Raw genomic sequence first — 12,921 nt, 5'->3', positions numbered from 1 at the left:
AGGTCATCTCGTGCTGATAGCCCGGCGATTCCAGGCCATATTTGCGATTGCCAGAGGCCCTTTCCTGCTGTTGACGCTGGCGGTACTGTTTCCAGCTGCCGCGGTCAGTTTTCAGCTAACCGGCAGATTGCCACTGGATCTGCTGTTGTTGATTGTTGTGGGCGCACTGGCGGCTCATGTGGCGGTCAACGCGCTCAACGAATACCAGGACTTTAAAAGCGGCCTCGATAATATCACCCATCGAACGCCGTTCAGCGGTGGTAGCGGGACGCTGCCCGACCGGCCTTTTCTGCTGGGCACTGCACTGTGGCTTTTTATCGGTGCTTTTCTGCTCATGGTGCTGATCGGCGTCTACTTTTCATGGCGGGTGGGACCGGGAATTCTCTCGCTGGGCCTGTTGGGTGGATTGATTATCGTTGCCTACACCCGCCTGATAAACCGAATGCCGATGGCGTGCCTGGTATCCCCCGGTGTGGGTTTCGGGCTGCTGATGGTTAACGGGACCGTCTATGTTTTGACAGGGGATTTTTTCGCCGCTGGACAATCCGTTGGCTGGGCGGTGTTCTTTCTGGTCAATGCCCTGTTATTGCTCAATCAGCTCCCGGATATCGATGCAGATCGGGCGGTGGGTCGACGTCATTTTCCGGTATTGCTGGGGGTGGTGGCCAGTGTTCGTATTTACCGGTTGTTGCTGCTTGGCGCATACGGTTCTGTGGTGATCGGCGTGGTGCTTGGTCTGTTGCCGTGGCCGGCATTGCTGGCATTAACCACCCTGCCACAGGGACTGCTGATTACTCGTGATCTGCTGGGTAGTGGTGGCGATATTCCGGCCATGGTGCCCGCCCTGGGCAAGAATGTATTGTTGGTGTTGTTGACTCCGGTGCTGCTGGGTGTCGGCATCCTGCTGGGTTAGCAGGATTATCGGCGCAGCCACTCAGGGCAGCTGCAAATGCGCTCGCATTAACCGGAAAATATCCCGCTGGCTCATCAACGTTGGAACTTCCTGCCCGTCAATTCCCTCCAGAAACACGGGAACATCGACCCCTGTGTGCTGTTCCCATCCCCCGTGGGGTGGAGCGTTGGTGGCATAGCCCACAGCCATCAGGTCACCGTGCCGGGTTTTCAGTACGGCGTAATGCCCCGGGGGGTATTGGGGGCTTTTCAACGATTCGGTCAAGGCCATATAGTTGTCTGGCAGAGGTAAAATCTGGCCGGCCTGACCATGATCTGCCGTGACGATGATCAGGGTGCCGGGATGTTGTTTGGCAAATTCGCGTGCGACCGCCACTGCACTGTCCAGTGCGCTCAATTCCCCAATCTGACCACAGGGGTTGCGCCGATGGGCCTGCTTGTCGATGGATGCTCCCTCGACCATCAGAAAAAACCCTCGCGAAGGGTCTCTGGATAACCGGGTAAGTGCCTTTCGGGTCATTTGGGCCAATGTCGGTATGCCGTTGTGTCGGGGATTTTTCAGGCAGCCAAAAGGCGTGGCGAACACGGGTTTTCCTGACGCCAGTTCGACAGCCTCGGCTTTGCGGTCGCCGCTGCCGATCCATTCCACCGGCAGATGTCCCGGTGAAAACAGGCCGAGCAGTCGTGGCTGATCCGATGCATCCCTTTGGCCGATATGGTCGATCAGTTGATAGCCATGAGACCTGGCCTGGTCCAGCAGTTGCGCACCCACATGATTTTTCTGGGCAAAGTATTTTTTTCCGCCACCAAGTAAGACATCAACGCGGGCATCAATGAGTTGTTCTGCGATGGAGCCGGGACCGCCCTGTTGTTTCGAGTCGATGGCGCACTGCTGAGAGGGCGGCGCGTAGCTGATGGGGCGATTCATATCCTCTGGTCCCTGACAGTTGCGGTGTGCTGTATGGGCAACAAAAGCGGCGGGGGTGGCATCGGTCAGACTGGCGGTGGTGACCAGCCCTGTGAGAAATCCGGATTCGCGAGCGGCCTGCAGGATAGTGGGCTGGTCGAAGTCTGTTCCGGCGCTGGTGGCAATGCGCCCGGTGCTGGTGAGTTGGCCGGTGGCCAGCGTCGATGCGGAGTTGGCGCTATCGGCGATAAAAGTGAACCGGTCTGGCCGGTTTTCCAGCAGGGTCTGTACCTGGGCAGAACTGCGCACCGGCAATTGTTCCATCGCCAGGAGACCTTCTTCCGGCCCGAGTAGGTAATTGCGTGCCATGGTGATTTGGTGTTCATCCATGCCATCGCCGATAAAAAGAATCACATTGGCTGGTTCGACGGTGTCGCCGAATACGACATCAGTTGCGAGGAGCCCGCTGATGAGAAGCGTTGCCAGTATTCGGCCGACCTTAAGCATCGTCTTGCCTGGTGCTACTCGATAGGCACTTTCAACAGATCCCCCAGTTTTCGGATCTGTATGGCATCAATGCCGGATCCGGCGAGGGCGTCGGAAATAACCACCAGTCGGTCCTCCGGGGTAAACTCGGCCCGTTCAATGAGGATGTTGGCCGCTGTGGCGAGGGTTTTTTCCGGGTCTTCACTGAAGTTGATGCGAAAACTCAGGACGTTGCGGTTCAGAACCAGCTGACGGCGAGTGCGACTGTCGTTGGTAAAGGCGCAGATAATCGGTGCCTGGGGGTGGCAGTTGGTGACATAACCTGCCATGCGTCCCCGGCGGGTGGGTACAATAATGGCTTTGGCTTTGATTGATTCAGCCAGCTTCACGGCGGCGGCGGCAATCTCTTCCTTGTCATTTTTGAGAATCAGGTTATCGGTAAAGCGAAGGCCCCGACTGAGTTCAATGGAACGGGCGATGCGATCGAGGATCTCCACACATTTAACCGGGTATTTGCCGATGGTGGTTTCGCCGGACAACATGATGGCGTCGGCTTCTTCATAGACGGCATTGGCCACATCCGTGACTTCGGCGCGGGTGGGCATGGGGTTTTCAATCATGGATTCCAGCATGTGGGTGGCAACGATGACCCGTTTACCCTCCTGGGCGCAGAGACGAATAATGCGCCGTTGTACCCGGGGCAGTTTTTCAATAGCGATCTCCACTCCGAGATCGCCCCGCGCCACCATCAAACCGTCCGACACCTTGATGATTTCCCGGACGTTTTTGACGCCTTCCTGGTCTTCGATCTTGGAGATTACCTTGATTTTGTCGGCTTTATCCCCGAGCAGTTGGTGGAGTTGGTGAATATCTTCAGCGTCGCGCACGAAAGAGAGCGCAATAAAGTCCACCTCCTGTTCGATGGCGAATTCAATATCGCGCTTGTCTTTTTCGGTAATGGCCGGAAGGTTTACCCTGATGCCGGGTAAATTCACATGGCGCTTGCTTTTCAGTACGCCACCATCGACGACGCGGCAGCGCATTACGCGATCTTCCTTGCTGAGAACCTCGAGATTGATCAGGCCGTTATCCACAGTAATTTTATCGCCGATCTCCACATCGTCGATCAGGTTTTCATAATTGATCCGAATGGAGCTTGCCTCCACGTCGTCCTCGCCCCGAGCAACCACCGAGATTTCATCGCCTTGCTTCAGGTCGAGTTCATTGTGGATGTCACCGGTGCGAATTTCAGGGCCCTGCGTGTCTATCAGGACGGCAATCGGATGGTGGCGTTTTTTGTTGAGGGTTCGAACTGCCTTGATAACCCTGGCGTGGGATTCATGGTCGCCGTGTGACATATTGAGTCGCACCACGTTCATGCCAGCGTCGGCCAGCTGTTCCAGCATGTCGTAGGACTCGGTAACAGGTCCTATGGTACAAATAATTTTGGTTTTGCGCATATTGAAAAGGCTTCTTGACCTGACTGGACTAACGAATCTGAATAATATCCCGTTCGGTAACGATGGCTTGTAACGGGATATCCCAGGGTTGCGGAGCAATACTATCAGTTTCCTGACAGCTGTGGGCTAAACCGATGAATTTGGTCAGCCTGAAACTCTGACTCAGCGTGCGGTCGTAAAAGCCGCCGCCCATGCCCAGCCGGTTGCCCTGTCTGTCAAAGGCGACCATAGGTAAAAGAACCACGTCTATGGCAAGTAGCGGAACGATCCGGTTGCGGCGCAGGGGGGGCTCGGCTATACCGAAGCGGTTGCCTGTCAGCGGTTGTCCTGTTCGGTAGCGGACAAAGTGCAAACGATTCTGTTTCAGTGGGTGCAAGACGGGTAAGTGGCAGGCTTTGCCGGCCGCTTCGGCGATTCCCATCGCTATACACGGGTCTATTTCGCCGTCATTGGCCAGATAGAAAGCGATGTTCTTGCCAAAAAGAAAGACCGGTAGCCGACATAATTGCCGGGCAAGTCCGTGACTGGCATCGGCTTGCTGTGGTGCGGACAGCGACTGGCGTTTTTGGCGCATCTCTTTACGAATGGCTTTGTTGTCCATCGCTGCTCGGTCTTATTGGGTGTTGATTGTAGGATCCCCGGAAGTGCCGCTGTCAATGTGGCCTTGAACCGTAAAGTTCAAGGTGGTGGGTAACGCAATACTTTAGGCTTTCCGTCACGCGGACTTGCACACCGTACAGACTGTTACCCTCCAGGTTACAGATTATCGGCTCAAGGACTTGTCGACTGGCAAACACTCCAGGGCGTCCTCACAGTATAGCTCAGAGAGTCGTTAAAAGGAGGAGGTGGAAGGCTCAAAACTTTCCAGGGCGGAGGAAAGTTTACGGTCCAGACGCTGAAAAGCCTCAGCGGAAAGGCTATGGCTGGCGGTTTGTGCTTCCAACTTGGACAGGTCATAGGTGAGGTTCAATGCCGCCATCACGGCAATACGCTCCAGTCCGATAACGCCACCACTGTTGCGGATTGAACGCATGCGCTCATCCAGTGCTCGGGCAGAGAGCAGCAGGGCATCGCGCTCTTCTGGTGGACAACTGACCTGATATTCCTTGTCGAGAATGCGGATGTTGACAGTCTGCGGGTTCATCCGGTTCAGCCTTCGTTATTGAGGTTTTTGAGTCTGACAATCATGTGCTCAACCCGGTTGCGAGCCAGTTCATTTTTTTCCAGGAGCTTGCTGCGTTCCTTTAAAAGGGTTGATTCACGCTCGCGCAGGGAGAGGTTTTCTTTCTGCAGGCGCGCACAGATATTGATCAGTCGATCAATTTTCTGTTCAAGGGTTTGTAAATCTTCTGACATGGACCCAACCGTGAATATAATTGCAGACCACTATATTGTGCCCTAACACGCCGGTCAATAATCCTTACAGTGCTTCGAGAAATATTGTCTAGTCTGTTATGGAGGCTGGGGTTTTTATTTCTGTCATACGGCGGGATGCTTGGCCTTTGGAAGGGTGGTAGGATTCCCCCTTCATTTGCTTGCCGGAAATACAGGTGGATATGGACTTTAATGACATTGCCGATGCGTTTTTACGCGCGAATTTGCCGGGTAGCCCTGCAGAGTTGCATGGCTTGTTGTGTGGTCGTATCAGTGGCGGCCAGCATGCCGGGGGAGAAGAATTAATCACCATGGCCTGCCAGTTGCTTGATGTGGTCAGGGAGCGGGTGGAGGATCTCGGCGACGTATTGCCGGATCTGCACCTTTTGTCACTTGAATCGATCAGCAGTGGCACCTATGAGTTTCAACCCTTGCTGCCAGGTGACGAAGTGGAGCTGAATCAGCGCCTGCTGTCATTGGGAGAATGGTGTCAGGGCTTCCTGTTCGGTCTCGGCAGCGCCGGACTTTCCGAAGACGCGACGTTGACCGGGGATATCGCCGATGCGCTGGGTGATCTGGCCGCCATTTCCCAGATCGGAACCCTGGATGAAGAAAGTGAAGAAGACGAGGTCAGTTATACTGAACTGGTCGAATACGTCAGGGTGGCCGTACTATTGGTCTATGCGGAGTTGAACAAGAAAGTCGATGACCCCCTATCCCCAACACTTCACTAGATTTTTACCGCCAGGATCTTGTCCGGAGACACCGTAATCATATGATCAGCAAGCAGGAATTTGCCCGCCGCCGCCGGACGCTTATGGAGCTGATGACAGATAACAGCATTGCCGTCATCACCGGCGCTGCCGAGCGCATTCGTAATCGGGATACGCATTACCCCTATCGGCAGGATAGTGATTTTTATTATCTGACCGGTTTTTCGGAGCCCGAGGCCGTGCTGGTACTCATCCCCGGTCGCGAACAGGGCCAGTTCCTCCTGTTTTGCCGGGAGCGCAATCCCGAGCGCGAAATATGGGATGGCTACCGGGCTGGTCCGGAGGGAGCATGCAGCGAATACGGTGCAGACGACGCGTTCCCCATCGACGATATTGACGACATTCTGCCGGGTCTGCTCGAGGGCCGAGAAAAGGTCTATTACGCAATGGGTCGGGATCCCTCTTTCGATCGCCACCTTATGGAGTGGATCAACAGTATCCGTTCCCGCTCGAGGGCCGGGGCCAGTCCGCCGGGGGAGCTTGTCGATCTCGATCATTTTTTACATGAGTTGCGGTTATTCAAGAGTGCCGGTGAGCAGAAGATCATGCGGGCGGCGGCGAGTATTTCTGCCAGAGCCCATTGCCGCGCCATGCAGGTCTGTCGTCCGGGCATGTACGAGTATCAGTTGCAGGCCGAGATCGAACACGAATTCGCCATGGCCGGTGCACGTTTCCCGGCCTACAACTCTATCGTCGGTGGGGGTGCCAACGGCTGTATTCTTCACTACGTGGAAAACAGTGCCAAGCTGACCAGTGGTGACCTCGTATTGATCGATGCAGGATGTGAGCTGGAGCACTATGCCTCTGACATTACCCGCACATTCCCGGTGAACGGCCGTTTCTCGGCTGAACAGAAAGCGATTTATGACGTGGTATTGCAGGCCCAGCTTGAAGCCATCGAAGCCTGTAAACCGGGCAATCACTGGAATGAACCTCACCAGACCACGGTGAGAGTCATCACTGACGGTCTGGTTGAACTGGGTATTCTCGATGGTGAGCGGAATGAGCTGGTTGAAACCGGCGCCTATCGCGACTTCTATATGCACCGCGCCGGCCATTGGCTGGGTATGGATGTCCACGATGTGGGCGATTACAAGGTGCACGATGAGTGGCGATTGCTGGAGTCCGGGATGGTTCTGACCGTCGAACCCGGGATTTATATTGCCAGGGATAATACCCGGGTCGATGAACGCTGGCGGGGCATTGGCATACGTATTGAAGATGACATCCTGTTGAGTGGTGCGGGCGCGGTAGTGCTGAGCGCCGATGCGCCCAAGACAACCAGTGATATTGAAACCCTGATGGCCGGCAAATGACGGGCCGCGCTGCCTCCGAATCTGCGGTGGATATCGCTATTGTCGGCGGTGGCATGGTGGGGGTCAGTCTGGCCTTGCTGCTGTCCCACCTGAAGGCAGGCTGGCGCATCCGGGTCATTGAATCCTTTCCCCTGCATAGCAATGCAACCCTGCCGCCGAGTTTCGACGGGCGCTCTACAGCGCTTTCTCACAGCAGCCGGGAAATTTTTGAGTTGCTGGGGCTCTGGCAATCACTGGATGAAGGTCTCACCGAGATCCGTCAAGTACACGTTTCAGATCGGGGCCATTTTGGCAGGACGCGGCTCACGGCTGCCGAACAGAACCTGCCCGCGCTGGGTTATGTGGTCGAGAACCGCCAGCTGGGCGACGTATTGATGGCTGCGCTGCAGCGGGCGCCGGATGTCGAGTTGACAGCACCGGCTCAGGTCGCGGCCGTCAGCCCGTCGAGTCGCGGTATGCAGTTGCAGGTTTCTTCCGATGACACGGATGCCGTAGAGATGATCAGTGCCGATCTGCTGGTGGTGGCCGATGGTGCACATTCCCAAACCCGTCAACAGCTGGCGATTGATTCACGGTGCAAGGATTATGGGCAGGCTGCTGTGGTCGCCAATATCGGGTTGCAGCTGGATCATGGCGGCATCGCCTATGAGCGCTTTACCGATCTTGGCCCAATGGCCATGTTGCCACTGCAGCCAATGGCCGGAGAGCACCGCTGTGCAATGGTCTGGACCATGCCGCCAGAGCAGGCGGCTGAATTGCTGGCAGCCGATGAGGCGGAATTTCTCGCCCGGTTACAGCAGCGGTTTGGCTATCGGTTGGGACCCTTTGTCCGGGTGGGGAGTCGGCAGGTGTATCCCCTGAGTCTGATCACCAGTGAAGAACAGGTGCGCAGGCACCTGGTTGTGGTCGGCAATGCTGCGCATTCGTTGCACCCGGTGGCGGGGCAGGGATTCAATCTCGCCCTGCGCGATGTGGCTGTGCTGGCGGAGACACTGGGTGAGGCAGCGGAAAACCACCAGACCCCGGGGGAGTTAAGCGTGCTGCAACAGTACCTTCAGCGACAGCAACTGGACCAGCAGCAGACCATTTTACTGAGCGATTTGCTCCCCCGGGTATTCGGCATGCATTCCATCCCGATGGCGTTGTTGCGCAACACCGGTTTGCTGGCACTGGATACGGTGCCGCTGCTGCGCCATCAATTTACCCGGCTCGGTATGGGGCTGGAGACCCGGGGAACGCCCATGTTGGGGGCCATGTTAGGCAATACGTTGGGAAATACCACCGGTGGCTGAAAAAGAGCGGGTGACCGAAAAGTCGTTTGATATTGTCGTCGTGGGTGCCGGTATGGTCGGTGCCAGTCTGGCCGTGCTGATCGCCGGGTCCAGTTGGGGACAGTCACTGCGCATCGGGGTTCTGGAAGCCCGTCCCTTTACGATGCCCGACCTGTCGAGCAGCTTTGATCCCCGGGTCGTGGCGCTGACGGAATCCTCCCGACAATTGTTCGATCAAATGGGCGTTTGGTCGTTGATCGCGGCGCAGCGTGTCTGCGCCTACCATCGTATGGAAATCTGGGAAGCCGATGGCACCGGTCATATCGAGTTTGACTGCGCCGATGTGCGTCAGCCCAACCTGGGCCATATTGTGGAGAATGCACTGATCGTCGGGGCGCTGCTGCAACGATTGGAGGACATGCCCAATGTGGAGCTGTTGTGCCCTGCGGTGGTCGAGGACCTGACCATTGCCGGCAGTGATTCTGACATGGCCGTTCTGACCCTGACGGACGGCCGGTCCGTCAGTGCCGGGTTGGTGGCTGCAGCCGATGGTGCGAATTCCGGTATTCGCAGGTTGTGTGGTCTGAAGCTCAGGCAATGGGATTATGGCCATCATGCGATTGTGACAACGGTAACCACAGAAAAGAGCCATGGCTATACGGCGAGGCAGCGTTTTCTGCCAGCCGGGCCACTGGCGTTTCTGCCACTGTTGGGCGACGGGGGTGACACTCGACATTGCTCCATTGTCTGGTCTCAACAAACCCCGGTGGCGGAGTCGCTGATGGCGCTCGATGACACGGGGTTTTGTCAGGCTCTCGGTCAGGCGGCAGACCATTGCCTGGGAGAAGTGGTTGCTGCCGATCGCCGTTACTGCATCCCGCTTTGGCAGCGCCATGCGGTCGATTACACGGTTCCCGGTGTCGCCCTGCTGGGAGACGCGGCCCACAGTATTCATCCCCTGGCGGGGCAGGGCGTCAATCTGGGTCTACAGGATGCGGCTGTGCTGGCAGAGGAAGTGCAGCGGGCATTGCAGCGAGGGCTGCCCCCCGGCGACCGATTGGCACTGGCGCGCTACCAGCGCCGCCGCAAGCCACAGAATCTGGCGATGATGGCCGCGATGGAAGGTTTCAAACGTCTGTTTGAATCTGACAAGCTGCCGTTGCGACTGCTGCGCAATGACGGCATGGCCCTGTTTAACGGAGCGGGACCATTGAAAAAGCAGTTGATCCGGCAGGCTATGGGCCTGACATAGTGAGTTCGGCTGATTCGGTACTTCTGTTTGCGCCCGATCGGGTTTAGAATCGCCGACAGTTTTAGATCGTCAATATCGAGGAGATCACCATGAGCGAGACACCCGGGGACCTGAAATATGCTCCTACCCATGAATGGGCACGTGATGAGGGCGATGGCACTGTAACCGTTGGGATTACCCAACATGCACAGGACAGCCTGGGTGACGTGGTTTATGTGGAACTGCCCGAGATTGGTGCTGTGCTGGTGGCGGGTGATGACGCTGGGGTTGTCGAGTCAGTAAAAGCGGCCTCGGATATTTATGCCCCGGTTTCCGGTGAGGTGATTGCCATTAATGAGCTTCTCGAGAATGCCCCCGAAACGATCAACGATTCGCCCTATGACGACGGCTGGTTCTTCAAGCTCAAAATGTCTGACCCCGATGAGCTGGAAGATCTGCTCGACGCCGACAGTTATCAGGATCTGGCCAGCGATTAGTAAAGTCGATTAGCAGGATCAAGGCGGTTCAGTTTCCGCCACGCAGAGCTGCCAGGTGGCAGCTCTTTTTGTTTGTAGCTTTACCTTTTTTTTGGAGTTAGCCATGTCAGTTGAATCGCCCGTCGAGCAAACCCCGGTAGCCAGTTTGCGCCTCAAGACCGGTGCAGACCGTCGGTTGCGCGCGGGCCACCTGTGGATATATAGCAATGAGGTGAACACTGATATGACACCGCTGAAAGGCCTTTCGGCTGGTGCGGTTGTCGTTGTCGAAGATGCCAGGGGGCATTTTGTTGGCATGGCCTCGGTGAATCCGTCTACCCTGATCTGCGCCCGGCTGTATTCTCTGGAGCAGGGCTGCCAGCTCGACCGCAACCTGATTGTGCTGCGCCTAAGGCAGGCCATGAAGCTGCGTGAACAGTGTTTCGATAAGCCCTTTTATCGGGCGATCTTTGGTGATTCCGACCTTCTGCCCGGTCTGGTTGTCGATCGGTTTGGCGATTATCTGTCGGTACAGCTGACCACGGCGGCGATGGACAGCCGGCGGAATGAGGTGATTGAGGCGCTGGATGAAGTGTTTTCTCCGGCGGGTATCCTGCTGCGCAACCAGGGCTCTTTTCGCACCATGGAAGGTTTGCCGGAGTACGTGGAGGTCGTGGCCGGAGACATCCCTGAACGGGTGGAGTTGGAGGAAAACGGTGTTCGCTTTATGGCGCCGCTGCTCACCGGTCAAAAAACCGGCTGGTTTTACGATCATCGGGAAAACCGCCAGCGCCTGCAACATCTGGCAAAAGACAAGTCAGTGCTGGATGTCTACAGTTACGTGGGTGGTTGGGGCGTGCAGGCAGCCGTCGCCGGTGCCAGCTCGGTTACCTGTATCGACGTGTCGGGCGATGCCCTGGCTCTGGCGCAGGAAAACGCCGTTCTGAATGATTACCGGGGCGAGTTTTCCACCCTGCAGGGCAAGGCCAATGACCTGATGAAATCTGTGCTGGACCAGGGTCGTACCTACGACCTGGTGGTGCTGGACCCGCCGGCTTTTATCAAGCGGCGCAAGGATCAGCGTCAGGGTGAAAAGGCCTATCATCAGATCAACCAGTTGGCGCTCAGACTATTGGCCCCGGGCGGCACACTGGTTTCCGCCTCCTGTTCCATGCATTTGTCGCGGGAAGCGCTGATGGATGTCGTGAAAACAGCGGCGGCTCACCGGCATCGCCAGCTGCAGGTTTTCGCACAGGGCGGGCAGGGCCCCGATCATCCGGTGCATCCGGCCATTGCGGAAACCAGCTATCTGAAAGCAATTTTTGCCCGGGATATTGCCGGTTGAGAGGTACGCTGGCTAGTCGTTCAGCAGGCGGGCGGCTTCCATCGCAAAATAGCTCAGTACCCCATCGGCACCGGCGCGCTTGAAGCACAACAGTGATTCGAGAATGATCTGCTCGCGATTCAGCCAGCCGTTCTGGAACGCCGCCACATGCATGGCGTATTCGCCACTCACCTGATACACAAAGGTGGGGGCTTTCAATTCTTCCTTCACCCGGCGCACCACGTCCAGATAGGGCATGCCCGGTTTCACCATGATCATGTCCGCGCCCTCCTGCAAATCGAGGGCGCACTCGTGCAGCGCCTCGTCGCTATTGGCCGGGTCCATCTGATAGGTTTTCTTGTCGCCACCCTTGATATTGCCCGCTGAACCCACCGCGTCCCTAAACGGGCCGTAGTAACTGGACGCATATTTGGCCGAGTAAGCCATGATACGGGTATTCACATGCCCGGCCTGTTCCAGCGCTGCCCGCACCGAACCAATGCGACCATCCATCATGTCCGAGGGTGCCACCACATCGGCACCGGCGGCAGCGTGGGACAGGGCCTGTTTCACCAGTGTTTCAACGGTGATGTCGTTCAACACATAGCCGCTCTGGTCATCGATAATGCCGTCCTGGCCGTGCACCGTGAACGGGTCCAGCGCCACATCGGTCATCACCCCCAGTTCCGGCACCGCATCCTTGATGGCTTTTACCGCCCGCTGGGCCAGACCGTCCGGATTGTAGGCTTCTTCCGCCAGCAGGCTTTTGGCGGACTGCGGCGTTACCGGGAACAGCGCAATGGCGGGAATGCCGAGGCTGGCAATTTCCCGCGCCTGTTTCACCAGCAGATCAATAGACAGCCGCTCGATACCGGGCATCGAGCCCACCGCCTCGCGCTGGCCGACACCCTCCAGCACAAACACCGGGTAAATCAGATCATTGGGAGTCAGCAGCGACTCCCGGACCAGACGGCGGGAGAAATCGTCGGCGCGGTTGCGACGCAGGCGGGTGGCGGGAAAAGGGCCGCGATTATGGCTGAAACTCATGGAGGCTCCGGATTCAGATAAGCGTGAAGATGATAGGTGGGATGGGGCGGTTAATCAATTTGTTGGTGGATGGGGCCACTAACAGCGGTTGCGACTACAGGACCGCAGTGAAATACTTGTGGCACTAGTGAAGGCCAGTCGGCCAAATTGCTTCTGCGGGAAACAACCAAAACCACAGGAAGGGTGATGGCGATATTGCAAAAATATCCTTTCGAGTCGACAGCGTATTCAGCTTGCCAGATTTTTTGTACAGCAAACCAAATGCGGCCCTGATAACAGGTTTTGGATATCTGATGGTGTATAGGTTGTTATGAAGGTCAACGTGTTACTGAAGACTACGGGTG

General features: G+C 56.7%; 13 protein-coding genes and 1 other RNA gene. 7 read left to right on the top strand and 7 right to left on the bottom strand.

Annotated features, from left to right (window positions below; all coding sequences use genetic code 11):
• Positions 1-10 precede the first annotated feature (10 nt).
• Positions 11-913 (top strand): prenyltransferase, encoded by a 903-nt coding sequence (locus tag U740_RS02325; protein ID WP_051921137.1) that lies wholly within the window; start codon positions 11-13, stop codon positions 911-913.
• Positions 914-934: 21 nt separating this feature from the next.
• Here U740_RS02325 and U740_RS02320 read toward each other — a convergent pair whose 3' ends face one another.
• The 6 genes from U740_RS02320 to U740_RS02300 form a co-directional block, all read right to left on the bottom strand.
• Positions 935-2,326: an alkaline phosphatase gene (locus U740_RS02320; protein WP_036858718.1), complete on the bottom strand. Its 1,392-nt coding sequence runs from the start codon at positions 2,324-2,326 to the stop codon at positions 935-937.
• Positions 2,327-2,340: 14 nt separating this feature from the next.
• Entirely contained in the window at positions 2,341-3,765 is a 1,425-nt protein-coding gene (gene pyk, locus U740_RS02315) for a pyruvate kinase (RefSeq protein ID WP_036858717.1), read from the bottom strand.
• Positions 3,766-3,793: 28 nt separating this feature from the next.
• The gene (locus U740_RS02310; protein WP_036858716.1) at positions 3,794-4,366 is read right to left on the bottom strand and encodes a 5-formyltetrahydrofolate cyclo-ligase; all 573 of its coding nucleotides are present in this window, start codon (positions 4,364-4,366) and stop codon (positions 3,794-3,796) included.
• Positions 4,367-4,396: 30 nt separating this feature from the next.
• Positions 4,397-4,573: non-coding RNA, 6S RNA (gene ssrS / locus U740_RS11975), on the bottom strand.
• 24 nt (positions 4,574-4,597) lie between these two features.
• A complete protein-coding gene (locus U740_RS02305) occupies positions 4,598-4,909 on the bottom strand; it encodes a cell division protein ZapA (protein WP_036858714.1) in 312 nt (103 codons plus the stop codon).
• 5 nt (positions 4,910-4,914) lie between these two features.
• The gene (locus tag U740_RS02300) at positions 4,915-5,121 is read right to left on the bottom strand and encodes a TIGR02449 family protein (RefSeq protein WP_036858713.1); all 207 of its coding nucleotides are present in this window, start codon (positions 5,119-5,121) and stop codon (positions 4,915-4,917) included.
• A gap of 200 nt (positions 5,122-5,321) precedes the next feature.
• Between U740_RS02300 and U740_RS02295 the strand changes: the two genes are divergently transcribed.
• The 6 genes from U740_RS02295 (at position 5,322) to U740_RS02270 (ending at position 11,551) form a co-directional block, all read left to right on the top strand.
• The gene (locus U740_RS02295) at positions 5,322-5,873 is read left to right on the top strand and encodes a UPF0149 family protein (protein WP_235189898.1); all 552 of its coding nucleotides are present in this window, start codon (positions 5,322-5,324) and stop codon (positions 5,871-5,873) included.
• Positions 5,874-5,914: 41 nt separating this feature from the next.
• Positions 5,915-7,228: a Xaa-Pro aminopeptidase gene (gene pepP, locus U740_RS02290; RefSeq protein ID WP_036858712.1), complete on the top strand. Its 1,314-nt coding sequence runs from the start codon at positions 5,915-5,917 to the stop codon at positions 7,226-7,228.
• Entirely contained in the window at positions 7,225-8,520 is a 1,296-nt protein-coding gene (gene ubiH, locus U740_RS02285; RefSeq protein ID WP_051921135.1) for a 2-octaprenyl-6-methoxyphenyl hydroxylase, read from the top strand. Before pepP ends, ubiH begins: the two co-directional genes overlap by 4 nt.
• Positions 8,513-9,751 carry a UbiH/UbiF/VisC/COQ6 family ubiquinone biosynthesis hydroxylase gene (locus U740_RS02280; protein WP_235189799.1) on the top strand — a complete coding sequence of 413 codons (1,239 nt, stop codon included), beginning with the start codon at positions 8,513-8,515 and terminating at the stop codon, positions 9,749-9,751. The genes ubiH and U740_RS02280 overlap by 8 nt, the downstream gene beginning before the upstream one ends.
• A gap of 89 nt (positions 9,752-9,840) precedes the next feature.
• A complete protein-coding gene (gene gcvH, locus U740_RS02275; RefSeq protein ID WP_036858711.1) occupies positions 9,841-10,227 on the top strand; it encodes a glycine cleavage system protein GcvH in 387 nt (128 codons plus the stop codon).
• 103 nt (positions 10,228-10,330) lie between these two features.
• Complete coding sequence (locus U740_RS02270) at positions 10,331-11,551, top strand: class I SAM-dependent rRNA methyltransferase (RefSeq protein ID WP_036858710.1); 1,221 nt, start codon at positions 10,331-10,333, stop codon at positions 11,549-11,551.
• Between the two features lie 12 nt (positions 11,552-11,563).
• Here U740_RS02270 and hemB read toward each other — a convergent pair whose 3' ends face one another.
• Positions 11,564-12,577: a porphobilinogen synthase gene (gene hemB / locus U740_RS02265; protein ID WP_036858709.1), complete on the bottom strand. Its 1,014-nt coding sequence runs from the start codon at positions 12,575-12,577 to the stop codon at positions 11,564-11,566.
• Positions 12,578-12,921 lie beyond the last annotated feature (344 nt).

Origin of the sequence: Porticoccus hydrocarbonoclasticus MCTG13d, from assembly GCF_000744735.1 — a bacterium.
Lineage (GTDB): Bacteria > Pseudomonadota > Gammaproteobacteria > Pseudomonadales > Porticoccaceae > Porticoccus > Porticoccus hydrocarbonoclasticus.
The sequence above is the reverse complement of the archived record's forward strand: the minus strand, read 5'-3'. Positions and strand labels throughout refer to the sequence as shown.

Coding starts and splice junctions, on each gene's coding strand:
- U740_RS02305 (WP_036858714.1), bottom strand. CDS start 4,909: ATGAACCCGCAGACTGTCAACATCCGCATTCTCGACAAGGAATATCAG.
- U740_RS02300 (WP_036858713.1), bottom strand. CDS start 5,121: ATGTCAGAAGATTTACAAACCCTTGAACAGAAAATTGATCGACTGATC.
- U740_RS02270 (WP_036858710.1), top strand. CDS start 10,331: ATGTCAGTTGAATCGCCCGTCGAGCAAACCCCGGTAGCCAGTTTGCGC.
- pyk (WP_036858717.1), bottom strand. CDS start 3,765: ATGCGCAAAACCAAAATTATTTGTACCATAGGACCTGTTACCGAGTCC.
- U740_RS02295 (WP_235189898.1), top strand. CDS start 5,322: ATGGACTTTAATGACATTGCCGATGCGTTTTTACGCGCGAATTTGCCG.
- hemB (WP_036858709.1), bottom strand. CDS start 12,577: ATGAGTTTCAGCCATAATCGCGGCCCTTTTCCCGCCACCCGCCTGCGT.
- ubiH (WP_051921135.1), top strand. CDS start 7,225: ATGACGGGCCGCGCTGCCTCCGAATCTGCGGTGGATATCGCTATTGTC.
- pepP (WP_036858712.1), top strand. CDS start 5,915: ATGATCAGCAAGCAGGAATTTGCCCGCCGCCGCCGGACGCTTATGGAG.
- gcvH (WP_036858711.1), top strand. CDS start 9,841: ATGAGCGAGACACCCGGGGACCTGAAATATGCTCCTACCCATGAATGG.
- U740_RS02310 (WP_036858716.1), bottom strand. CDS start 4,366: ATGGACAACAAAGCCATTCGTAAAGAGATGCGCCAAAAACGCCAGTCG.
- U740_RS02320 (WP_036858718.1), bottom strand. CDS start 2,326: ATGCTTAAGGTCGGCCGAATACTGGCAACGCTTCTCATCAGCGGGCTC.